This window comes from Xanthomonas sp. NCPPB 2586, from assembly GCF_041475775.2.
In the GTDB taxonomy this organism is placed as follows: Bacteria; Pseudomonadota; Gammaproteobacteria; order Xanthomonadales; family Xanthomonadaceae; genus Xanthomonas; species Xanthomonas campestris.
The window spans coordinates 872,961-896,304 of sequence record NZ_CM192981.1 but is presented as its reverse complement, the minus strand read 5'-3'; the positions used below and the strand labels follow the sequence as shown (position 1 = coordinate 896,304).

The window sequence follows — 23,344 nt, the reverse complement described above, 5'->3', positions numbered from 1 at the left end:
GCCCGGTTGCGCTGGCGACCTCAACCGATGACGTGCTCTAGACACCGCTTGTGGCATAACACAGGCGGTTTTTTCGTTGGAGCACGCCACGTGACGCACCGCGCATGAATGTGTCCGAGCCGCAGCTCGCACCGGTACGCACCCTTCGGCCGGTGTTCGTGTTGGCGGCGACGGTGGTGTGTACGTTCGCGCTGCTGGTGGCGCTGTTCCCCCTCGATGCCGGGTGCATCTTGCTGGACGCGCAGACCTGGGCCTCGCGCAATGTGGGCTGGTACTACCTGCTGGCAATGACGCTGTATCTGGTATTCGTGTTGGGTGTGGCGCTGTCCAGCTACGGCAACATCAAGCTCGGCGCCGATCACGACGAGCCGGAATTCAGCTATCTCTCCTGGGCCGGCATGTTGTTCGCCGCCGGTATCAGCATCACGCTGTTCTTCTTCTGCGTCTCCGAACCGCTCACGCACTATCTGCAGCCACCGCAAGGCGGCACCGGCAACGGCGAGGCGTCCGCACGCCAGGCCATGCAGCTGCTGTTCCTGCACTGGGGCCTGCACGGCTGGGGCGTGTTCGCGTTGGCGGCGATGGCGCTGGCGTACTTCGCATTTCGCCACAATCTGCCGCTGGCCTTGCGCTCGGCGTTGTATCCGTTGATCGGCAAACGCATCAACGGGCCAATCGGCTATACCGTCGATGCGCTTGGCATCGTCGCCACGGTGTTCGGCCTGGGCGCAGACATGGGCTTTGGCGTGCTGCATCTCAACGCCGGCCTGGCCACCTTGTTCAACGTGCCGCACACGCATTGGGTGCAGGTGGCGTTGATCGTCGCCATGATGGGCGCCGCAATCCTGGTGGCGGTGTCCGGCGTCGAAAAAGGCGTGCGCTGGATGTCGGACATCAACATGCTGCTGGCGATCGCGTTGCTGTTGTTCATGCTGTTCGCAGGCCCCACGCAATATCTGCTCAATGCCTTGATGCAGAACCTGGGCGACTATCTGGGCAGCGTGGTGGGCAAGAGTTTCGACGTGTACGCCTATGGCGGCCGGCCCGACTGGCTCGGCAACTGGACGGTGTTCTATTGGGCGTGGTGGATTGGCTGGGCGCCCTTCGTGGGGCTGTTCATTGCGCGCATCTCGCGTGGCCGCACCATCCGCGAATTCGTGCTGGGCGTGTTGTTGATCCCGCTGGGATTCACGCTGGCCTGGCTGTCGATCTTCGGCAACAGCGCGCTCGATCAATTGCTGCACCACGGGCAGGCCGCCTGGGCGCAGCAAGCCATCGACGCGCCGCAAACGGTGCTGTATTCGCTGCTGCAGGACTACCCGTGGAGCCGCGTGGTCATCACGATCACGGTGGCGATCAGCTTCGTGTTCTTCGTCACCTCGGCCGATTCGGGCACGGTGGTGTTGTCCACGTTGTCCTCGCATGGTGGCGAGCCGCATGACGACGGCCCACGCTGGCTGCGTGTGTTCTGGGGCGTGCTCACGGCCGTGGTCACCGCAGGCTTGCTGCTGGCCGGCAGCATGGACGCGCTGAAATCCGCAGTGGTGCTGGCGTCGCTGCCCTTCTCGGCCGTGTTGCTGCTGATGGCGTGGGGATTGTCGCGCGCGCTCAGTGAGGAGTCGCAGCGCAAGCGTGCGCAGCTCTACAGTCCCAGCCCGCTGATCGGGCAATCGCGCGATCACCGCGGCTGGCGTCAACGCCTGGGCCAGGCAATGCATTTTGCCGCGCGCGATGAGGTCTATCGCTTCATGCACGAGCAGGTTCGCCCGGCGATCGAAGCGGTGGCCGCGCAACTACAGAATGAAGGCTGGCAGGTCAGCAGCCGGCTCGACGACGCCGACATGGAGATCAGCGTCGACCACGGCGAACAACAAGGCTTCCGTTACCAAGTGGTGATGCGCGGCTACCTCACCCCGTCGTTCGCCGCGCAACGCCTGCGCAACCAGCGCTATTACCGCGCCGAGGTGCATCTGTTCGAAGGCAGCCAGGACTATGACCTGGTCGGCTACAGCCGCGAACAGATCATCAACGACATCATCGATCAATACGAGCGTCACCTGCAGTTCCTGCATCTCACCCGCTGAGGTGTCGTCGCTGCGGCGAGCGTCCCACAGGAGGTTTGTCATGCCACGTTTCCCCGACCAGCTGCTGTACATCGGCGGCCGCTATGTTCCCGCCCGCGGCGGCCACACGTTCGAGGTGGTGAACCCGGCCACCGGTGAAGTCCTTGCCAACGTCCACAACGCCGGCGCCGACGATCTGGATGCAGCCGTGGACAGCGCCAAGGCCGGCCAACGGCACTGGGCCGCACTCACGGTGGTGGAGCGCTCACGCATTCTCTTGCGCGCCGTCGCGCTACTGCGCGAGCGCAACGACGCCCTGGCGGAGCTGGAAACGCTCAATACCGGCAAGCCGCTGAGCGAAACGCGCAGCGTGGACATCGTCACCGGCGCCGACGTGCTGGAGTATTACGCCGGCGTGGCGCAGGCGCTGCAAGGCGTGCAGGTGCCATTGCGCGAAGGCAGCTTCTTCTACACGCGGCACGAACCGCTTGGTGTGGTGGGCGCGATCGGCGCGTGGAATTACCCGATCCAGATCGCGCTCTGGAAAGCCGCACCGGCCCTGGCCGCCGGCAACGCGATGATCTTCAAGCCCAGCGAGGTGACGCCGCTCACCGCGCTCAAGCTGGCTGAAATTTTCACCGAAGCCGGCCTGCCGGATGGCGTGTTCAACGTGCTGCCCGGCGACGGCGCCAGCGTGGGCCACGCACTCACCGAGCATCCGGAGATCGAGAAGATCAGCTTCACCGGTGGCACCGCAACCGGCCGCAAGGTGATGGCCAGCGCCTCCAGCTCGTCGTTGAAGGACGTGACCATGGAATTGGGCGGCAAGTCGCCACTGATTGTCTGCGCAGATGCCGACCTGGACCTGGCGGCCGACATCGCGATAATGGCCAACTTCTACAGCTCCGGACAGGTGTGCACCAACGGCACGCGCGTCTTCGTGCCGCGTGCACTGCGCACTGCATTCGAAGCGCGCCTGCTGGCACGCGTGCAACGCATCCATATCGGCGACCCGCTCGATGAGCGCACCACGTTCGGGCCGATGGTCAGTGCCGCGCACATGCAGCGCGTGCTGGAACACATCGAGCAAGGCAAGGCCGAAGGGGCGCGCCTGCTGTGCGGTGGCGAGCGGCTGCGCGATGGCGCACTGGCGCAGGGCTGCTACGTGGCGCCGACCATCTTCAGCGATTGCACCGACGTGATGACCATCGTGCGCGAAGAGATCTTCGGGCCGGTGCTGAGCCTGCTCACCTACGACGACGAAGACGAGGCAATCACGCGCGCCAACGCCACCAGCTATGGCCTGGCGGCGGGTGTGGTGACACCGGACCTGTCACGCGCGCATCGGCTGATCCATCGCCTGGAGGCCGGCATCTGCTGGATCAACACCTGGGGCGAATCACCGGCGCCGATGCCGGTGGGCGGCTACAAGCAATCGGGTGTGGGCCGCGAGAACGGGCTGGCCACGCTGCAGGCCTACACACGCACCAAGTCTGTCCAGGTCGAACTGGAACGCTACGCGTCGGTGTTCTAGGCGCGGCTCACAGCGCGCGTACTGCTGTTCAAACGAACGCAGACGCGTGCCGATCTGCACGCCTTACCGACCACGCATCAGGAGATCACCATGCAACGCGAATACGACTACATCATCATTGGCGCAGGCTCGGCCGGCAACGTACTGGCCGCGCGCCTCACCGAAGACCCGGGCGTCAGTGTGCTGCTGCTGGAAGCCGGCGGGCCGGATTACCGGCTGGATTTCCGCACCCAGATGCCCGCCGCATTGGCGTTTCCGTTGCAGGGCCGCCGCTACAACTGGGCCTATGAGACAGAGCCGGAACCGCACATGGACAACCGGCGCATGGAGTGCGGGCGCGGCAAGGGGCTGGGCGGCTCATCGCTGATCAACGGCATGTGCTACATCCGCGGCAACGCACTGGATTTCGATCATTGGGCCAAGCGCCCGGGGCTGGAAGACTGGAGCTACCGCGATGTGTTGCCGTACTTCCGCAAGGCAGAAACGCGCGACATCGGCGCCAACGATTACCACGGCGGCGAAGGCCCGGTGAGCGTGGCCACGCCGAAGAACGACAACAACGTGCTGTTCCAGGCGATGGTCGATGCTGGCGTGCAGGCGGGTTACCCGCGCACCGACGACCTCAACGGCTATCAGCAGGAAGGCTTCGGGCCGATGGACCGCACCGTGACGCCGCAAGGGCGGCGTGCCAGCACCGCACGCGGCTATCTGGACATGGCCAAGCCGCGCGACAGCCTGCACATCGTCACCCACGCCACCACCGACCGCATTTTATTTGCCGGCAAGCGCGCGGTCGGGGTGCATTACCTGGTGGGCAACAGCAGCGAAGGCATCGACGCGCACGCGCGCCGCGAAGTACTGGTCTGTGCGGGCGCGATTGCCTCGCCACAGTTGCTGCAACGCTCCGGCGTGGGTGCGCCGGACCTGTTGCGCGCGCTCGACGTGCAACTGGTGCACGACCTGCCCGGCGTGGGGCAGAACCTGCAGGACCACCTGGAGGTGTACATGCAATATGCATGCACCAAGCCGGTGTCATTGTACCCGGCACTGCAGTGGTGGAATCAGCCGGCCATTGGCGCCGAGTGGCTGTTTGCCGGCACCGGCACCGGGGCCAGCAACCAGTTCGAGGCCGGCGGTTTCATTCGCACCCGCGAAGAGTTCGACTGGCCCAATATCCAGTACCACTTCCTGCCGGTGGCGATCAATTACAACGGCAGCAACGCGGTAAAAGAGCATGGCTTCCAGGCCCATGTGGGCTCCATGCGTACACCTAGCCGCGGCCGCGTACATGCCAAGTCGCGCGAACCGCGCCAGCATCCGTGGATCCTGTTCAACTACCAATCCACCGACCAGGACTGGCAGGAATTCCGCGACGCAATCCGCATCACCCGCGAGATCATCGCCCAGCCCGCACTCGACCCTTACCGTGGGCGCGAGATCAGCCCCAGCGCAGACTGCAAGACCGACGCCGAGCTGGATGCGTTCGTGCGCGCACGCGCCGAAACCGCGTATCACCCCTCGTGCTCATGCGCGATGGGCACCGACGACATGGCGGTGGTGGATGGGCAAGGCCGCGTCCACGGCATGGAGGGGTTGCGCGTGATCGATGCCTCGATCATGCCGCGCATCATCACCGGCAACCTCAACGCCACCACCATCATGATCGCCGAGAAGATCGCCGACCGGATGCGCGGGCGTGCACCGCTGCCGCGCAGCACCGCCGACTATTACGTGGCGGGTGATGCACCTGTGCGCCGGTGATGTGTAATCGACCGAGTGCATGGCTTGAAACCGCTTGCCAAGCGAGCTGTCGGCCGACTTGCGTTTGATCTAGATAGCCAAGCGCAGCGCCCTCACCGCTCGCGTGACACGCGGAACGTCCTTCAATGAAGGCTTCGTGCGGAATCTGTCCCGCCGCGGTTCGGCAAGCGGCGAAGACATTGCATGTAGCACGTGAGGTGTTTTGAAAATCCACGCAAACCAGCAAACTCGCCTGGTCCTTGCGTGCCCGCCGTCGTGGGACCTTTGGCGGCATGGATGCCGCCAAAGAGCCTACAGGGAGGTACTTGCGGCGTGTCCTGCGATGGCGGGCGCGCAAGGGCCCTGCATGCGCTATGCGGACCTGCGTTTTGCGCGCATAACATCAGCTGATCGACAGCACTCATGCGTGCACCGAACAACGCCGAGCGACCAGGCACCCAACATCAGATAATCGCTCAGCAGCGGGACAACGCCAACGATGTAGCCTGGCGCAGAAGCGCCTGTGCTCCCGAGCGCGCGATGCCCTCACCGCCCCCGGGACACGCCGTGAATCCAAACAGATAAGGACCCTTGGCGGCATCCATGCCGCCAAGGGTCCCGGACGCGGTGAGGGCACCGCGCCATCTGTCTTGGTCGCTGACTGATGCAAGTGCAATGTCGATGCGCGATGCGTCAACGCACATCTGCATTGCAAGCAGAGTGCTGCCCGCCGCATGCATCACGCGCGGCAGGCAGCCGTCGTGCCAACTAGAACTTCAGGTCCGCGCGCACGTACCAGAAGCGGCCACCGGGAATGTCATAGGTGGACGCGTCATAGCCGTTGAGTGAGCACGACAGGCAGATCGGTGGATCCTTGTCGAACACGTTGTTCAAGCCAGCGGTCAGTTGCAGGCCCTTCAACCAGTCGAAGCGGTAGCCCACCTGTGCATCGTGATAGGTGATGGCATCCAGTTGATTGGTGCCCTCTGCCGGCGTCGAGCACACCGCAAATTCCACTGCGTCGCCGCACTGTTCGGTGAGCTTGGAAATGTGGCGCGCGGTCCACGATGCGGTCCAGTTGCCCAGCGACCAGTCCAGCACCGCGTTGCTGGTCCACTCGGGAATCGCACTATCCACCACTTCGATGCCCGGCCCCTGCGGCTGCCGCTGCCCGGCGGCGCCCAGCGCCTCGTAACGGCCCACGAAGGTGTTCTGCCAGGACAGCTTGAAGCGGCCCAACGCGCTTTCCGGCAAGGTCCAGAACAGGTCCACGTCCCAGCCGTCGGTCTTGATCGAACCCAGGTTGGTCAGGCGGTTGTTGAAGGCATTGATGCCGCCGGTGGACGCGCGGCCGATGCCGTCGCAGTACAGCGCGTCCAGCGTATCCACGCACAGATCGAGCTGGGTCTGCGCGTTGATCGCCTGGATCGCGCCATCCACATGGTGACGGTAGAAGGTCACTTCGAGATCCAGGCGGTCGGACCAACTTGCGTTGCTGCCGAAGCCCGGGCTGAACACGAAGCCGGCACTGAAGCTACGCGAGCGCTCCGGCTCCAGCTGCTCGTTGCCGCCGGTGGTCACCGAAATCTGCTGGTTGGCCTGCTGGTAGTTCACCGGCACCCCCAGCGTTGCGCAGTTGGCGGCGCTGCCACGCGGCGCGGTTCCGCCAAGGCCGATGGAACACGGGTCGGACAACTGCAGATCCGCACGCGCCGCCGAACCGAACAACTCGCCGATGGTCGGCGCGCGGAAGCCTTCCGCATAACTGGTGCGCAGTACGAACTCGTCGCTCACCTGCCAACGCAGGCCGTACTTGGGCGTGAACTCGCCGCCGAACGTGGAGTAATCCGAATACCGGCCCGCAATGTTCAGATCGAGTTTGTCGCCCAACGTGGAGTTGGCAAAGATCGGGATGTTGAGTTCGAGATAGGCTTCATTGACGTCGTAGCTGCCGGAGGTAGGCAACGACGGCACGCCGTTGTAGCGGCCGGCCACGGTGAGCGGGTCAGGCTGATACGAGCCTTCGTATTTGCGGTACTCGTAGCCGGTGGCAAAGCTCACCGCACCGCCGGGCAACTGGAACAGCTCGCTGCTCAGGTTGGCGGTGAACAGGCTCAGTTCGTTCTGGCTGCGGTCGCGCACCACTGGCTGGATCCAACGCAACATCTCCGGCGTGATGCTGCCGGCGCCGCTGAAGATATCCAGTGGCACGCAGCCGGCCAACGCCGCGCAGGCGGCCGGGTCGCCGAGCCCCAGGTTGATGTTGAACAGGTTGTAGCTGCCGTAGTTGGTCTGCTCGGCCTTGTTCTTGCTGTACATGCCGTTGACGTCCCAGAACCAGGTCCGCGACGCGCCTTCGAAGGTGCCGACCAGGCCGGTGCCGAAATACTGTGTGTCCACCTGTTGCTCATAGCGCCGCGGGCCGCCTTCCACCGGGCGCCGCCCGATCTGGATCAGGTTGGTGGCCGAGTTCAGATCAAAGCCAAACGGGTTGAACGGATTGAGCGCCGAAATCACGATGTTGTCGGCGAGCGGATTGCCGGTGCCGGCATCGGGGCCGAGGAAGATCGGTTCGGGCGCGGCCTGGTTGGTGGATTCGCGCCGGTTGCCCAACGCCTTGACGTACCACTGCACGTCGTCGTTGAAGTAATAGCGGAACTGCGCGAACACACCCTTGCGCTCGGACGGCGTCAGCAGCAGGTTCTGCTCGGCGAAGTTGTAGCGGTCGGCGGTGCCGAAGCAGTGGTAGTCATCGCTGCGCGTGCAGCCACCACTGCCGTCGTATTGCGGCGTGCCCACGCCCGCGTTGGGGGTGAGGTTCTGGCGCACGCCGGTGTTCGGGTCGACGAACTGGAAGCGCCCATCGGGCGTGGCCGAACTGGCAAAGGTCAGCCCGGTGCCGGGAATGGGGAAGCGTGCCTGCGCGCGGTCGCGCGCATAGATCGGATCCTGCTTGACGTAGCTGGCGCCCAGAAACAGGCTGAAATCCTCGCCACTGGTGCCCCAGGCCAGGTCCATGCCCTGGTTGGTGCCATCGCCCTTGCCGTACTGCCCGTAATTGAGCGTGACCTGCGCGCCGTCGAACGTGCGCCGCGTGATGATGTTGACCACACCGGCGATCGCATCCGAGCCGTACAGCGACGAGGCGCCGTCTTCGAGCACTTCGATGCGCTCCACGATCGCCAACGGAATGGTGTTGAGGTCCGTCGACGAGCCCACGCCGGAGGCGGAGGATTCATTGACCCAGCGGATGCCATCCACCAGCACCAGCACGCGCTTGGAACCGAGATGGCGTAAATCCACCTGCGCCGAGCCGGCACCCACGCCGCTGCCGTCGGGCGGAAAACCGAAGTTGCCGGACGAATTGAACTTGGCATTGAGCGCCGAGCCGGAGGCAGTGAGTTCCTGCAACACCTCGCCGATCGAGGTGAGCCCGGTGCGCTCGATATCGGCGCGGTTGAGCGTCTGGATCGGCACCTGGCCCTGCAATTCGGCCGTCTTGATGCGGGTGCCGGTGACTTGCACGCTGTCGAGCGTGCGCGTACTCGGGGCGGGTTCGGGCTGCTGCGCCCAGGCCAGCGAAGGGATCAGACACAACGACAACTGCACGGCCAGGCACGACCGACGGGAGCCACTCAGACGCTTCATCCTTTCTCTCTCCAGAAGGATTTCAGGAAATGTCACCGCACGCCCCCGTGCCCTGCGGTCCATGCCGACTTTTAAACGAAACCTTAACGCACCGCAACCTGGCAACGCAGCACTGCCTCCGTCATCGCATCGGCACGCTTGCTTCGTGCTCCTTAAGAGGCGAGTGCCAGCCCCACCTATACAGCGCGCGACAGGCGCACATGCGCGGCGCCACCGCGCCACATTCACTCAAGTGCTCAGCCACGCTTCGGTATAGTCGCGCGATGACTTATTCCCCACGTTTCGCCGCTATTTTCGCCGGCCTGCTTTGCCTTGGCAGCACTGCGCTGCATGCCCAATCGCTCGATCCGCAATTGACCGCCATGCGCGATGCCATCGCCGCCGCCGAGCGTGGCCAGGCCGACGCCGGCCAGCTCACCGCCCTGCGCCGGCATCCGCTGTACGGCTGGCTGGAATACGCCGCGCTCAAGCGCAACATCGACAGTGTCTCCACCTCGCAGGCGCAGGGCTTTCTGCAGCGGTATGCGGGCCAGCCGGTGGCTGAGAGCTTCCGCGGCGCCTGGTTGCCGGCCGTGGCGCGGCGTCAGGACTGGACCACGCTGCTGGCCAACTGGAAGCCCACCGACAACCTGGGCCTGCGCTGTGCGCAGCTGAGCGCGCGCCAGGCCACCGGCAAGGCGGATGCGCAGTGGAGCCGCGATGCCTTGACGCTGTGGCGCACCGGCAAGGGCCTGCCCGATGCCTGCGACGCGGTGGTTGCCGGGCTGGAGTCGCGCCGCGAGCTCACCCCGGCCTTGCGCTGGGAGCGCGTGGAAGCCGCTGCCGACGCGCAGCAGCCTGCGGTGATGCGCACAGCCGCACGCGGGCTGCCGGCGGCCGATCTGGCCCTGGCCACCGACTACGCGGCGTTCCTGGACAAGGTGCATCCGCGTGCGGCGAGCTGGCCCAGGACCGAGCGCAGCCGCAACATCGCCGTGGACGGCCTGGCCAAGCTGGCCAAGAGCGACCCGGACGCGGCCGAACAACAACTGCCTGCACTGGCCGCCGCGTTGGGCTTCAGCGAGGCGCAGCGTGGGCAGGTGCTGTACCAGATTGCGTTGTGGACCGTGGCCTCGTATCTGCCCGATTCGGCGCGCCGCCTCAATGCAGTGCCCGATGCGTCCTATGACGAACGCCTGCACGAATGGCGCGCGCGTGAGGCGATGTCGCGTGGCGATTGGCCGGCGGCGCTGGCCGCCATCCGCAAGATGCCGGCTACCCAGCGCAGTGATTCGCGCTGGCAATATTTTGAAGCGCGGCTGGCCGAAAAGACCGGCGCCGCCGCCGCGGCACAGCCGCTGTATCGCGCGGCCGCGCAGTCGCCCACCTTCCACGGCTTCCTGGCTGCCGATCGCCTGCAGCAGCCCTACCGGCTGTGCCCGTGGGAGCCCAAGGACAGCCCGCAGGCCAAGGCTGCGGTGGCACGCGACCCGGCATTGGTGCGCGCCATCGCGCTGTTCCAGATCGACCGCCCCGGCTGGGCTGTGGCCGAATGGAACGATGCCGCCAGCCGCTTCGACGACAGCCAACGCCGCCTCGCCGTGGAGGTCGCCAGCGACAACGGGTGGTTCGACCGCGCGGTGTTCGCACTCGGCAAGCAGCCCGACGAACAGCGCCTGTACGCGCTGCGCTTTCCGCTGCACCACGACGACAGCATCCGCCGCGAAGCGGCCAAGAATGCGATCGATCCGGCATGGGTGGCCGCGGAGATTCGCGCAGAAAGCATCTTCAATCCACGCGCACGCTCGCCGGCCAATGCAATGGGCCTGATGCAGGTGTTGCCGGGCACCGGCGCGGCGGTGGCCAAGGGTATTGCCCTGCCCAACTACGGCGGCGCCGCCAGCCTCTACGAGCCAGACACCAACATCGCGATCGGCACGGCTTACCTGCGCCAGCTGCTCAACACCTACGGCCTGCCCTACGTCACCATCGCCGCCTACAACGCCGGCCCCGGCCCGACCGGGCGCTGGCAGGCGCAACGGCCGGGCTTTGACCCGGATTTCTGGATCGAGACCATCAGCTACAAGGAAACGCGTGAGTACGTTGCGCGGGTGCTGGCCTTCAGCGTGATCTACGACTGGCGCCTCAATGGCGATGCATTGCCGTTGAGCGATCGGCTGATGGGCCGGCTGGTGGACAAGCGCACGCGTCCGGTGTGTTCGCCGGGCCCGGCGGCCAACGCCGCACAGGACTGACGCAGCCCGCGCACTGCCGCACGCGCTTGCCGTGCGTGGCAGTGCGCAGGGCATCGGGCATCATGTGCGCATGAAGATCTATCTTGTGGGCGGCGCAGTCCGCGATGCCTTGCTCGGCCAGCCAGCCGGCGACCGCGACTGGGTGGTGGTCGGCGCCGACCAGGCCCAGATGCAGGCGCTGGGCTACAAGCCGGTGGGCAAGGATTTCCCCGTATTCCTGCACCCGCGCAGCGGCGAGGAATACGCGCTGGCACGCACCGAGCGCAAGTCCGGGCGTGGCTACCGTGGCTTTGTCGTGGACGCCGACCCGTCGGTGACGCTCGAAGAAGACCTGCTGCGCCGCGACTTCACCATCAATGCGATTGCACGCGACGAAGCCAGCGGCGAAGTGTTCGACCCGTATGGCGGCGTACGCGATCTGCAGCAACGCGTGTTGCGGCATGTGGGCCCGGCGTTTGTGGAAGACCCGGTGCGCGTGCTGCGTGCGGCGCGCTTCATGGCACGGTTGGCGCCGCTGGGGTTTGGCATTGCGCCGGAAACCGCCGCGCTGATGCGCGAGATGGCCGACAGCGGCGAACTGGACAGCCTGGTGCCCGAACGCGTATGGCAGGAGCTGCGCCGCGTGCTGGGCAGTGCGCAGCCTTCCGCGTTCCTGCGCACCTTGCACGACACCGGCGCGCTGCGCGCCATCCTGCCCGAGCTCGACGCGCTGTACGGCGTGCCGCAGCGTGCCGAGTTCCATCCGGAAGTGGATACCGGCGTGCACCAGGAGATGGTCAGCGACATGGCTGCGCGGCTTGCGCCCGGCGATGCGCTGGTGGGATTTGCAGCGCTCACCCATGACCTGGGCAAGGCGCTGACCCCGCCGGAGCAATGGCCGCGCCATGTGATGCATGAGCAGCGCGGCGTGGCCCCCTTGCAGGCGCTGTGCGAGCGGCTGAAAGTGCCGCAGGACTATCGCCAGCTTGCGGTCACCGCCTGCCGCGAACATCTCAACGTGCATCGCTTGCCCGAACTGCGCGACCGCACCGTGCATGAGCTGCTGGTGCGGTGCGACGGCTTCCGTCGGCCGGAGCGCATCGCCCAACTGGCGCTGGTCTGTGAGGCGGACAAGCGCGGCCGGTTGGGCAGCGAAGAAGCCGCATACCCGCAAGGGCCGGAACTGCAGCGTGTGCACGCCGCGGCGCTGGCGATCAATGCGCGTGATCTTGCGGCAGACGGTTTGCAGGGCCCGCAGATTGGTGAGGCATTGGCCAGTGCGCGCATCGCCGCCATTGCACAGGCGCGCAGCTTGCGTCAGTAAGCGCGGGATCGACGCGCGGTGTGGGCGCCGCGCGGCCACACGGCAGGCCAAGCCGTCTCGGTGACACCCACTCGGTGATACTCACCTGGCGAACGCCCGCACGCAGCCGGCGTTCGCCAGGTGGTACAGCTACAGCTTGAAGTTGAGGCTCAGCATGAAGGCGCGGCCGTTCTTGTACAGGTAGTACGGCTGGTTCTTGTTGCCGATGTAGCTGAAGTAGGTTTCGTCCAGCAGGTTGGTGGCTTCCAGCGCCACACGCAGCCGCTCGGTGGCCTGATAGCCCACCGACGCATCCACCTGGGTAAACGCATCGGTCATCTGCTGCCCGTTGAGCCGTCCGATCTGGGTGAAGTATTCCGAACGCCAGCCCAGGTTGACGCGCGCACTCCACTTGCCCTGCTCGTAGTACGGGCTGATGTTGTAGGCATTGCGCGAGTTGTACGGCAGGCTGTAGTCGCCATCGGTGTTGGAGTCGGAATAGGTGTAGTTGGCCACCACGCCGAAGCCATTGCCGAAGTTGTGCTGAAGATTGACCGCCACACCGCGCACCTTTGCATCGCCGGCATTGGTCGGCACCGAGGTCTGGTAGGTGCTGGAGCCGCCGGTGGCATTGTTGAAGAACACCCGGTCCTGCACGGTGGTGAGGATGTAGTTGGAGATATCGCGCGAAAAGAATTCGCCGCTGAGCACGCTGCTGTCGGTGAAATACCACTCCAGCGATGCGCCCAGGTTGGTCGACTCGTACGGGCTCAAGCCGGGGTTGCCGGTGGAGGCGGTCAGCGTGGTGTCGTCGGTGGCCACGTACGGGGTCATGTTGGTATAGCGCGGCCGCGCGATGACCTTGGAGGCGGCGAAACGCATGATCAGATCGTCGCGCAGGTCGTAGGCGATGTTGAACGCCGGCAGCCACTTGCCATAACTGCTCAGGAAATTCACCGGCGTATAGCCACCGCCCGGTGCGTAGCTATAGCCATCGGTGGAGTCGCGCGTATGCACATAGCGCACGCCGATGTTGCCGCGATAACGCTCACCGGAGAAATTGCCCTGCAGGAACCAGGCGCGGTTCTGTTCTTCGATGCTGTAGTTGCCCGCATAGCTGATCGGCAAGCCTTCATCGCCTTCGAGCCCGCCGATGTACTGGCTGATGGCGCCACTGTTGATCGTCGACCAGCGCTGCATGTCGGCACTGGTCGATAGCCCGTCCAGATAGCCGGAGGGCGTGGTGCCCGGCGAGAACGCGGCCAGCGTGCTGCCATCGTTCGGGTTCCAGGTACGGCTGTACGACGACTGCCCGGTGGCGTGATTGGTGAGCTTGATGCCGGTAAGAATCTGCGTGAACGGGCCCCACTCCACCGCATGGTCGAAGTCCAGCTGCAGGTAGCGTTCCTTGTCGTACTGCGGGCTATGGCTGGCCGAAGCGTTGTTGAGCTGCATCGCCGCCGCATTGGTGGGGTCGGTGCTGTAGTCCATTGCGGTGCGGCGCCCGTCGATGTTGTAGCTGTAGCCGGCAAGATTGCGGAACTGGATGCCGTAGATGCGCTCGGCGCCGCCTTGCGAGCTGGTGTAGCCCACCTGGCTGGAGGCATTCCAGCCATCGCCATGCCAGTCGGCGCGCAGATGGATGCTGCCGGTACTGACCTCGCTGTTGCGCAGGTAACCGTCCAGGAACGTGGTGGATTGATCGCCGAACGTACCCGAGGTGGCAATGCCGTTTTCGAACCCCAGCGCTTGCGCATCGCCAGGCGTGGAGCCCCAGTAGCCGTAGCGGCTCTGGTTGTAGTTGTCGAAGCTTTCCTTGACGTACAGGCCGGTCAGGTTGAGCTCGAAGTCTGCATCCGGCTTCCACTGCAGTGCGGCGCTGACGCCATCGCGCTTACGCGTCTGCTGAAACAAGGCGGTGTTGATCGAGGTGGGAAACACCCCGGTATTGTTGCCGACCACGGCAGCGGGAAAGCCGGCGCCTGCCACATCGTCGTAACCGAAGATCTCCACACCATCACGGCGCAGCACGCGTTGCGAATGCATCACAGAGGTGAGCACGCCGAGCGTTTCATCCTGGTTTTTCCAGCTATACAACGCGGAGGCATTGGGCTTGCCTTCTTCGGAACGATCGTTGTACCCGTAGCTCACGGTGCCGGTGAGCGTGTTGCGCTCCAGCTCCAGCGGCTTGCGCGTGTGCACGATCACGGTGCCACCGATCGAGCCCTCATCAATGCGCGCCTCAGGAGTCTTGTAGACCTCCATCAGGCCCACCACTTCCGGTGCCAGCGTGCTGTAGTTGAACGAGCGGCTGTCCGGGTCGTTGGGGTCGCCGCCCCAGCTGGTGGAGGCGATGGTCTGGCCATTGAGCAACACGCGGTTGAGTGCCGGATCAGTCCCGAGGATGCTGACTTTTTCGCCTTCGCCGAACTGGCGGTCCACGGTGATGCCGGAGAGCCGCGACAGCGACTCGGCGACGTTGGTATCGGGGAATTTGCCGATGTCTTCGGCGCTGATCGCGTCGACGATGGCATCGGCATTGCGCTTGACGTTGAGCGCCTTGCCCAGGCTGGCCTGGTACCCGACAACCTTGACTTCGTCCAACGTGGACACCGAGGGATTGGCTGGCGCGGCGTCCTGCGCAACTGCAGGGGATGGCGGCTGTGCCGGCACTGCTGCGGGCTGTTGCTGCGCAAACGCCGGAAGCGCCAGCGCGCCACTCACTGTTACGCCACCGATCAACAAAGCGCGGACCGCTGCGCTCAGTGGCACGCGCCGTGGTGGTTGCCGGTGCGCGGCGGTGCAGGTTGATTCGACTGACCATTGGAACGAACGGGGAAACAGCATTGCGTTGACCTCGTGGCTGATACGTCAGGCCGCAACCGATGGGCTGCGCTGAAGCGCGCTGCGCGCGCCGTGCCGCACTCCGTCCCCTGCGCCGGCGTGCAACAGTGATCCGTGCGGCGTGTGCGCAACGGATCGAGATGCCGGGCCAAGGCATGGCCAGCGGCGGTGATGTGCTGGTGCGGAACGAAGCTCCTGTTCGCTGACAACGTTATCAGCGAAGGTGCCTTCCGATAGCGGTACTGTCAACTTTTCGCCAGAACCCCCTTGTTTTATGCGGAATACGCTGTCCTAGGCGTCGATAATGGAACGACAGCGTGACCAAGATCGCATTCCAGCAAACAGCCCATGCAGACCACTGCGCCGGCGACCTCGCCCAGCAAGGCTGCGCAGCAAAATGTTGCATTGCAAAGTGTCGTGCTGGGGCCTATTGCATAAGTGGCACCATGCGACGCTGCAATGCGCGTGATCGCAGCTGGTCGCGTTGGCGTGACGCGCAATGCAGGCGACGCGTGCCGTTGGACGATGCGCTTTCCTGTTTCAGTTCTGCGTCATGCCATCGTTCGCCCACAGCGTAATCAGAGCGATGCTTCCGTTGCCGGTAGTCGCGTCGCGTTGATCCAACGCAATCCGCGCACGCCTTGCGTGTATCACTGCGCCGGTGCGCACCGCTGCATTCGCAGCCATTGCGCCGCCGCATCGATGGCATCGGTCTGCGGGTCCAGCGCCATATCCGGTTGCAAGGCGCCATCCAGACGCTGTGCATTGCGGTCCTGCATCGCACTGCTGGCAACCGCAAGCACGCCACCACCGGGCAGATCGACCGTGCGATTGCTGGTGGTCTGCCCCGCACTCGGCTGGCCGAAGCTGCGCGTTGCCGGACGGCCACGGAACGCGATGGCGACCATTTCGCCCGCGCTTGCCGTGTTTGGGCCGATCAGCACGGCCACCGGGCGATCGGTTTGCGCTGCGCGCACGCCGGCCATCGGCGGCACGGCTCTCGCTCGCCACGGCGTCTGCTCGCCATCTGCGTTGACGAAGTAGCCGAGCACGTGATCACCCAGCAACGGCTGCAAGCCGTTGAGCATCGGCCACATGGTGCCCCCGCTGTTCTGCCGCAGATCGATGATCCAGCCGCAGCGTGCCTGCGATGCCATGCCGTCCAGCGCGGCGCTCAGCGCGCGTTGATAGTCGCCCCTGACATCACTGGACGAGGTCATCAGGCCGGGCACCGCGACATAGCCCACATCGGGCTGCCGCAACCGTGCCTGCACTGTAGCGTGCGCGGCACGCGCCTCCATATCGCGCAGGGTGCTAGGCCGTAACAGTGCGCTATGGCCGTCATCGAGCTCGGCAATCAGCGCCTCGATGGCCGCATAGGCGTCGGCTTTGCGCATGCTGGCGGCCTGGGTGCGCAACTGTGGCTCGCGGGTGGCCCAATCGATGCGGCTGCGCTGTAACGCGTGCTCCCTGATCGCAGGAATCGCAACGTCGAGAATCGCCGCTGCAGACGCAGCATCCACGACAGGTTGGGCCATCAGCCTTAGGCCAGTAACTTCGACGGCGCCATCGCCAGCCAGCACGACACCAATTGCCAGTCGATTTGCTTGCTCAGGAATCTGCATCGCGATACCACGGCGTGCCTGAGCGCTGCCACTCACCCGCTCGGCTTGCGAGGTTTCGAATGCCACGACCTTGCCCTGCGCATCGACTGCGCGCATCCACAGGTTTGCACCCGGGACGGCGCTGAAGGTGTGCAGAAGACCATCCAAGGCCAGCGACTGACCACGCAGCGGGACGGCATCGAGTTGCACGGCGGCCGCACCGAACGCGGCCGTGCGCTTGGTGCGTGCGGTCAGACGTAGCCGTGCGCCCTCGGCCGATTGCACATCGCCCTGCGCAGCATCCAACTGGTAATCCGTGCCGCCGGCAACCAGTTGCCAGTTGGCCGCAGCCGCAATTGCATGCGCGCCAAGCAGCAAACACCCCACCAGCCACCAGCGCATCCGTGCGTGTCTCATCGGCACTGCCTTGTCCTGGAGTTGATCGCGACTCTAGCAGCCACGACGTGCCACTGTGGATGGCAGCGCTGCCTGCGTGGCGGCGGCGATTCAGCGCTACAGGCAATGGCCAGGCACAGCAACCGTTCCGGACCGTGCCTGGCAGGCATGCCGCGCCGTTGTCGCGACGGCAGATGCCCACCGCTCAACCTTCCGGCGAGCACGCCCCTTGAACGTCAACACCGTACCGAGGCACGCAACCGGTGACTGCGATCCGCAGGCACGGCACATCGACGGCGCTACACGTCAGCGAGCGCAACCATGCTGCACAACCTCAATCGCGCTGCCCCGCCACCCAGGTGCCCAGCACGTGCACGTCTGCATCCACCAGCACCAGGTCGGCCCGGTAACCCGGTGCGATGCGGCCCAGGCGCTCGCCCAGGCCGATGCACTGCGCCGGATAGGTGGACGCCATGCGCGCGGCTTCGGCCAGGTCCACGCCCAGCCACTGCACGCTGTTGCGCACCGCGGTGGCCATGTCCAGCGCGGAGCCGGCGAGCGCACCGGCGGCGTTGCGTACCACGCCATCGATGGCGGTGATGGTTTCGCCGTACAGGTCGAAGCTGGGGCTGTCGGCACCGACCATCGGCATGGCGTCGGTGACCAGCAGCAGCTTGCCGCGCGGCTTGGCGGCCAGCGCCACGCGCAGGCTGGCCGGATGCACATGCACGCCGTCCACGATGACGCCGCACCACACCGCGGGATCTTCCAGCGCGGCGCCCACGGCATTGGGCTCGCGCCCGGCCAGTGGCGACATCGCGTTGTACAGATGGGTGAAGCCGCTGACGCCAGCGGCAATGCCGTCGCGCGCCTGTTCGTAGGTCGCGGCGGTATGGCCGGCAAACACAACTGCACCACCGGCGACAAAGGCGCGGATGTCGTCCAGCGGCACGCGCTCGGGCGCGAGCGTGATCAGGGTGACGCCGTTGTCCAGCGAGGTGTCCACCGCGATCTCGTGCGCGTCGGGCACGCGGAACTTCTGTGCGTCGTGGGTGCCTTTGCGCGCCGGGCTCAGGTACGGGCCTTCCAGATGAATCCCGAGCACGCCCGGCACGCCCTGTGCGATCGCCTGGCGCGTGGCGGCGATGGCCTCGGCCATCACCTCGGCGGTGTCGCTGATCAGCGTGGGCAACATGCCGGTGGTGCCGTAGCGGCGATGCGCTGCGGCGATCGTCGCCAGCGCCTGCGGCGTGCAGGCGTTGTTGAACAATACCCCGCCGCCGCCGTTGACCTGGATGTCGATGAAGCCGGGCAGCAGGGTAGCCCCGCCCAGATCCACGCGCGTGCCGGCCTGCGCCACGCGCGCATCGTCGGCCGCGACAACGGCCTGGATCTGCGCGCCGTCCAGCAGCACGGCCAGGCCGTCCTGCAGGCCGTCATCGGTGAGCACGCGTGCATTGCAGAGCGCTTGAATCGGGGAAGCATCCATGTTCAAACCGTTTCCGTGACCTTGTTCAAATGCGGCGGCAGATCGGGGTTATGCCCGCGCTGCAGGGCCAGTGCGTTGATGGCGCGGTAGAAGCTCTGCACGGTGAGCAACGGTGCGCACGCCGGGTGCGCGGCATCGGCCAGCGGCAGGTCGCCATCGGGCGCGGCAAGCCACACCTGCGCGCCACGTGCACGAAATTCTTCCGCCAGGGCGCGCGTGCCTGCACCGGTTTCATCCGGCTGCGCGAACACCAGCACCGGGAAGCCCGGGCCCACCAAGGCCATCGGGCCATGCTTGACCTCGGCCGAGCTGTAGGCCTCGGCGTGTAGGCCGCAGGTTTCCTTGAACTTCAGCGCAGCTTCCTGCGCCGCGCCCAGGCCCAGGCCACGGCCGAGCACAAACAGGTTGTGCGCCGGCTTCAGGCCGCTGGTGAGTGCGGACCAATCGGCCTGCCAAGCGCTGCGCAGCTGCTGCGGCAGCTGCTGCACGGCGGCAAGCAACGTGGGGTCGTTCTTCCATACCGCACCCAGGTGCAGCACGGCAGCGAGCGAGGCGAGATAGCTCTTGGTCGCGGCCACGCTCTTTTCCGGGCCGGCACCGAGCGGAATCACCACCTCAGCCAGCTGCGCCAGCGGCGAATCTTCCACGTTGACCAGCGCCACCACGCGCGCACCAGCGGCCTTGGCGGCTTCGGCATTGCGCAGCAGGTCCGGGCTCTTGCCCGATTGCGAAATCACGATGTACAGCGCGCCGCGCAGCTGCAGCGGCGCCACATAGACCGAGCCCACCGAGGGCGAAGCCGACGCGGTGACGATGCCGAGCTGGGTTTCGAACAGGTACTTGGCGTAGGTGGCGGCGTGATCGGAACTGCCGCGCGCGCAGGTCACCACGAACGGCGGCGGGTTCTCGCGCAGCGACTGCGCCAACGTGGCGATGGTGTCTGCATTACGCGCGAACTGTGCAGCGACCACGTCGGCGGTTTCGGCCGCCTCGCGGAACATCAAGGTGTCGGTTTCCTGGGGGAGATTCATCGGAGCTCAGGCGGATTCGGGGGAAGGGGATTTGGCGGCCGGCGGTTGCGCCGGTGCAGTGGAACCGCGCACCACCAACTGCGGCACGAAGCCGCGGTTCTGCAGCTGCGCGGGTTGGTCGTCGTAGGCGTCGCTGCGCAACTGGCTGATCAGCAGGCGTGCCGCGTGCCGCGCGATGTCTTCGGTGGCCTGCTTGGCGGTGGTCAGCGCCGGCCACGACTGCCGCGAGAACGGGCTGTCTTCGAATCCGGCGATCGACAACTGGTACGGCACGTTCATGCCGGTGGACTTGGCCGCGGCCAGCACGCCGGCGGCGATCTCGTCATTGCTGCCGAAGATGGCCGTGGGCGGCTCGCGCAGCGACAGTAGCCGGCGCGCACCACGAAACCCATCGTCGAAGGTGTAGTCGCCCGGAATCACCAGGTGCTTGTCCAGGCTGATGCCGTAGTCCTTCAATGCGGCTTCGTAACCGGCGTAGCGCTCGCCGCTGGAGCGGTGCTGCGGACCGCCCCACAAAAAGCCGATGCGCTGGTGCCCAAGCTGGATCAGATGCTCGGTGATTTCATAGGCGGCATCGCGGTCGTCGATGTACACGCACGGCCCATCGCCCGGGTCGGTGGTGGAGGCAATGATGCGCACGCTCTTGATGCCGCGCGCGGCCAGGCCGGCCAGCAATTCGGGGCGCTCGGACATCGGCGCGGTCAGCACCACGCCGGCCAGGCGCGAGCGCTGCACCCATTCGGCCAGTTCTTCGGCCAGCAGCGGCGAAGTGGAATCGCAGGGATGGATCTGCAACCCGAACCCGGTTTCGCGGCAGGCGGCCAACACGCCGTTCTGGATGCCGATGATGTGGTACGGGTTGGGGTTGTCGTAGACCAGGCCGATCACGAACGGCGTGCCGCTGCGCAGGTTGCGCGCGGACGGATCGGGTTCGTAATCGAGATCGGCGATGGCACGCAGCACGCGCGCACGCGTGGCCTGCATCACTGAAGGTTCGTTGTTGATCACGCGCGACACGGTCTTCAAGGAGACCTTGGCGCGCTCGGCGACATCTTTGATGGTGGGCCTGCGCATACTCGTGCCTTGTTCGTCTGAACGCATCATGCCGCGTCACTCATTTCGGTTGAGCCGGCAGCCCCACACGGTGGCCGCGCAGCGAATAGAACAGGATGTACAGGTAGCACGGCACCATCAGCGCGGCGAACACCACCTGGAAGTCGTAATGCTGTTTGAGAATGGCGAACAGCTGCGGAATGATCGCGCCGCCGGCAATGCCCATCACCAGCAACGCCGAACCGATCTCGGTGAACCGGCCCAGGCCGCGGATGGCCAGCGGAAAGATCGCCGGCCACATCATGGCGTTGGCAAAACCGAGCGCGGCCACGAACCCCACCGACACATAGCCGTGGGTCAGCAGCGCCCCCAGCGAGAACAGCACGCCCAGCAGCGCAGACACGCTCAGGTAGCGCGCCTGCGAAATCACCCGCGGAATCAGCACCAGGCCGGCGATATAGCCCAGCAACATTGCGCCCAGCGTGTAGGAGGTGAACAGCTTGGTGCTGTCCAGCGGCAAATTGAAGCCGTGTCCGTAAGTGCCGATGGCATCGCCGGCCATCACTTCCACACCGACATACACGAACAGGCACAACACGCCCAGCCACAGATGCGGGAACTGGAAGATGCTGGACTTCTGCGCCGCGCCACCGCTGCCCGGCGTGGCATTGGCTTCGGAGGCCTTGAGTTCGGGCAGCGGCGAGAACAACACGCCCACCGCCAGCACCAGCAACACGCCGGACATCACCAGATATGGTGCATGGATCTTGGCGGCAAACGCGTTGAGCAGTTGCTGCTTGGTCGCCGCATCGGCCGCGGCCACCTGCGTGGAGAGATCGCCGATGCCATGCAGCACCAGCGAGCCGATCAGGATCGGCGCCAGGATGCCGGCAATCTTGTTACAGATGCCCATCAGCGCGATGCGCCGCGCCGCACTTTCGATTGGCCCGAGAATACTGATGTATGGGTTGATCGCGGTCTGCAACAACGCCAGGCCGCTACCGATCACGAACATGCCGGCCAGTGCGCCCGGATACCAGCGTTGCGTAGCGAATTGCCCGAATGCTGCGGCGCCCAGCGCCATCACCACCAGACTCAGCGCCAGGCCTTTTTTCATGCCGGTGCGCTTGAGGATCCATGACGAGGGCAGCGCCAGGAAGAAGTACGACAGGTAGAACACCATCAGCACCAGGAACGCATTGACCTCGTTGAGGTCGAACGCCAGCCGCACGAAGGTGATCAGCGGCCCGTTGATCCAGGTGAAAAAGCCGATGATGAAAAACAGCACGCCGACGATGGCGATCGAGACAACGGGATTTGCGGGCCTGGCGGTAGTCATGGATCGGCTGGCTCTAGGTTGTCGTGCGGGGGAATGCCGTCGGCGTCAGCGGCGCAGTTCGGCGACGAAGTCGTAGAAGTCGTTGTGGCAATAGGTGTCGGTGAGTTCGATCGCGCTGCCGTCGCGGGTGTAGCCCACGCGCACCACATGCAGGATCGCCTCGCCGGTCTTCATGCGCAGGTGTTCGGCCAGCCGTGCCGGCAGATTGATCGCGCGGAAGTACTGCAGCGCACGCACCACCGGGGTGCCTTGCGCATCGAGAAAACTGTAGAGCGAATCGCCCACCTGCTCCGGGTCGGCGACCACGCGCTGCGGCAACACGGCGTGTTCGTAGGCCATCACGCGATCATCAGCGCTGCGCAAGCGGGTGAGCGAGGCGACCGCCGCATCCGGCGACAACCCCAGGCGCAGGATTTCCTCGCCATGCGCGGGCCGCAGGCGCCGTTCCAGCCACTTGGTGCCGGGCTCGTAGCCTTTGATGCGCAACGTCTCGCTGAAACTGGTCAAGCCGCTGAGCTGGTGCTGGATGTGCGAGGTGACAAAGGTGCCGGCGCCCTGGCGACGCGAGACCAGGCCCTGCTCGACCAGCGCATCCACGGCCTGGCGCAAGGTGACCCGCGAAATCTGCAGCCGCTCGCACAGCTGGCGCTCGGCGGGCAGCGCTTCGCCGGCCTTCCAGTGACCGCCGCGGATCGCCTCGCCGAGCTTGGCGGCCAGCTGCAGGTACAGCGGTGTGGGCGCGGAGGCGTCAAGACGCAGGTCGTCCAGTCGCTTGTCCCCCTCCGCGTTGGCCTTGGCCATGGGTGTTCTCACCTGGCAGGATTCGTTAGGTCCAATATAGTACCAATCGGCGTCGGCATACCAGCCCTGTGCCCGGACGCGACGGGTAGGCCTGTCATCTGTCATGGCGCCGCGCCCAAAGAAAGCGATGGGTAGCCACGGAAGGTCAGTGAGGAGGCGGGACGGTTAGCCCTTCGAGCTATGGCGTTGGCTGGCGTTTCGCGGCCACTCAAGGTGAGTGGAAGCAGACCAATTCAGCCGCTGCACAGACCAGCGCGCTGTCTGGCAGGGCGCGTCCGTCCTCCAT

The 23,344-nt window shown here is 65.5% G+C and carries 13 protein-coding genes; 5 read left to right on the top strand and 8 right to left on the bottom strand.

Annotated features, from left to right (window positions below; all coding sequences use genetic code 11):
- Window positions 1-104 precede the first annotated feature (104 nt).
- From betT to betA, 3 genes are all read left to right on the top strand, one after another.
- A complete protein-coding gene (betT, locus tag ACCQ09_RS03825) occupies window positions 105-2,084 on the top strand; it encodes a choline BCCT transporter BetT (RefSeq protein ID WP_228427785.1) in 1,980 nt (659 codons plus the stop codon).
- 40 nt (window positions 2,085-2,124) lie between these two features.
- Window positions 2,125-3,597 (top strand): betaine-aldehyde dehydrogenase, encoded by a 1,473-nt coding sequence (gene betB, locus ACCQ09_RS03820; RefSeq protein ID WP_228427787.1) that lies wholly within the window; start codon window positions 2,125-2,127, stop codon window positions 3,595-3,597.
- A 90-nt stretch (window positions 3,598-3,687) separates the two neighbouring features.
- The gene (betA, locus tag ACCQ09_RS03815; protein ID WP_228427789.1) at window positions 3,688-5,358 is read left to right on the top strand and encodes a choline dehydrogenase; all 1,671 of its coding nucleotides are present in this window, start codon (window positions 3,688-3,690) and stop codon (window positions 5,356-5,358) included.
- 747 nt (window positions 5,359-6,105) lie between these two features.
- Here betA and ACCQ09_RS03810 read toward each other — a convergent pair.
- Window positions 6,106-8,985: a TonB-dependent receptor plug domain-containing protein gene (locus tag ACCQ09_RS03810; RefSeq protein ID WP_040940666.1), complete on the bottom strand. Its 2,880-nt coding sequence runs from the start codon at window positions 8,983-8,985 to the stop codon at window positions 6,106-6,108.
- 263 nt (window positions 8,986-9,248) lie between these two features.
- On the opposite strand from ACCQ09_RS03810, the gene ACCQ09_RS03805 reads away from it, so the two are divergent.
- Together ACCQ09_RS03805 and ACCQ09_RS03800 are read left to right on the top strand one after the other, a co-directional pair.
- Window positions 9,249-11,219 (top strand): transglycosylase SLT domain-containing protein, encoded by a 1,971-nt coding sequence (locus ACCQ09_RS03805; protein WP_040940665.1) that lies wholly within the window; start codon window positions 9,249-9,251, stop codon window positions 11,217-11,219.
- A 70-nt stretch (window positions 11,220-11,289) separates the two neighbouring features.
- Window positions 11,290-12,522 carry a multifunctional CCA addition/repair protein gene (locus ACCQ09_RS03800; RefSeq protein WP_011038505.1) on the top strand — a complete coding sequence of 411 codons (1,233 nt, stop codon included), beginning with the start codon at window positions 11,290-11,292 and terminating at the stop codon, window positions 12,520-12,522.
- Window positions 12,523-12,651: 129 nt separating this feature from the next.
- Here the strand turns inward: ACCQ09_RS03800 and ACCQ09_RS03795 are convergent, their stop codons facing one another.
- The 7 genes from ACCQ09_RS03795 to ACCQ09_RS03765 form a co-directional block, all read right to left on the bottom strand.
- On the bottom strand, window positions 12,652-15,348 hold the full coding sequence (locus tag ACCQ09_RS03795) for a TonB-dependent receptor (RefSeq protein WP_040940664.1): 2,697 nt from the start codon (window positions 15,346-15,348) through the stop codon (window positions 12,652-12,654).
- 647 nt (window positions 15,349-15,995) lie between these two features.
- Window positions 15,996-17,366: a S41 family peptidase gene (locus ACCQ09_RS03790; protein ID WP_197708526.1), complete on the bottom strand. Its 1,371-nt coding sequence runs from the start codon at window positions 17,364-17,366 to the stop codon at window positions 15,996-15,998.
- Between the two features lie 313 nt (window positions 17,367-17,679).
- Window positions 17,680-18,834 carry an N-acetylglucosamine-6-phosphate deacetylase gene (nagA, locus tag ACCQ09_RS03785; RefSeq protein ID WP_040940662.1) on the bottom strand — a complete coding sequence of 385 codons (1,155 nt, stop codon included), beginning with the start codon at window positions 18,832-18,834 and terminating at the stop codon, window positions 17,680-17,682.
- Between the two features lie 2 nt (window positions 18,835-18,836).
- Window positions 18,837-19,865: an SIS domain-containing protein gene (locus ACCQ09_RS03780; protein ID WP_040940661.1), complete on the bottom strand. Its 1,029-nt coding sequence runs from the start codon at window positions 19,863-19,865 to the stop codon at window positions 18,837-18,839.
- A gap of 6 nt (window positions 19,866-19,871) precedes the next feature.
- The gene (locus tag ACCQ09_RS03775; RefSeq protein ID WP_011038510.1) at window positions 19,872-20,939 is read right to left on the bottom strand and encodes a LacI family DNA-binding transcriptional regulator; all 1,068 of its coding nucleotides are present in this window, start codon (window positions 20,937-20,939) and stop codon (window positions 19,872-19,874) included.
- Window positions 20,940-20,979: 40 nt separating this feature from the next.
- Entirely contained in the window at window positions 20,980-22,257 is a 1,278-nt protein-coding gene (locus ACCQ09_RS03770) for a sugar MFS transporter (RefSeq protein WP_070689691.1), read from the bottom strand.
- A gap of 45 nt (window positions 22,258-22,302) precedes the next feature.
- A complete protein-coding gene (locus tag ACCQ09_RS03765) occupies window positions 22,303-23,025 on the bottom strand; it encodes a GntR family transcriptional regulator (protein WP_029216943.1) in 723 nt (240 codons plus the stop codon).
- Between the last annotated feature and the right edge of the window lie 319 nt (window positions 23,026-23,344).

What these genes read in the sequence shown, in the direction of transcription:
- betT (WP_228427785.1), top strand. Translation starts at nt 105, where the DNA reads ATGAATGTGTCCGAGCCGCAGCTCGCACCGGTACGCACCCTTCGGCCG.
- betB (WP_228427787.1), top strand. Translation starts at nt 2,125, where the DNA reads ATGCCACGTTTCCCCGACCAGCTGCTGTACATCGGCGGCCGCTATGTT.
- betA (WP_228427789.1), top strand. Translation starts at nt 3,688, where the DNA reads ATGCAACGCGAATACGACTACATCATCATTGGCGCAGGCTCGGCCGGC.
- ACCQ09_RS03810 (WP_040940666.1), bottom strand. Translation starts at nt 8,985, where the DNA reads ATGAAGCGTCTGAGTGGCTCCCGTCGGTCGTGCCTGGCCGTGCAGTTG.
- ACCQ09_RS03805 (WP_040940665.1), top strand. Translation starts at nt 9,249, where the DNA reads ATGACTTATTCCCCACGTTTCGCCGCTATTTTCGCCGGCCTGCTTTGC.
- ACCQ09_RS03800 (WP_011038505.1), top strand. Translation starts at nt 11,290, where the DNA reads ATGAAGATCTATCTTGTGGGCGGCGCAGTCCGCGATGCCTTGCTCGGC.
- ACCQ09_RS03795 (WP_040940664.1), bottom strand. Translation starts at nt 15,348, where the DNA reads ATGCTGTTTCCCCGTTCGTTCCAATGGTCAGTCGAATCAACCTGCACC.
- ACCQ09_RS03790 (WP_197708526.1), bottom strand. Translation starts at nt 17,366, where the DNA reads ATGAGACACGCACGGATGCGCTGGTGGCTGGTGGGGTGTTTGCTGCTT.
- nagA (WP_040940662.1), bottom strand. Translation starts at nt 18,834, where the DNA reads ATGGATGCTTCCCCGATTCAAGCGCTCTGCAATGCACGCGTGCTCACC.
- ACCQ09_RS03780 (WP_040940661.1), bottom strand. Translation starts at nt 19,865, where the DNA reads ATGAATCTCCCCCAGGAAACCGACACCTTGATGTTCCGCGAGGCGGCC.
- ACCQ09_RS03775 (WP_011038510.1), bottom strand. Translation starts at nt 20,939, where the DNA reads ATGCGCAGGCCCACCATCAAAGATGTCGCCGAGCGCGCCAAGGTCTCC.
- ACCQ09_RS03770 (WP_070689691.1), bottom strand. Translation starts at nt 22,257, where the DNA reads ATGACTACCGCCAGGCCCGCAAATCCCGTTGTCTCGATCGCCATCGTC.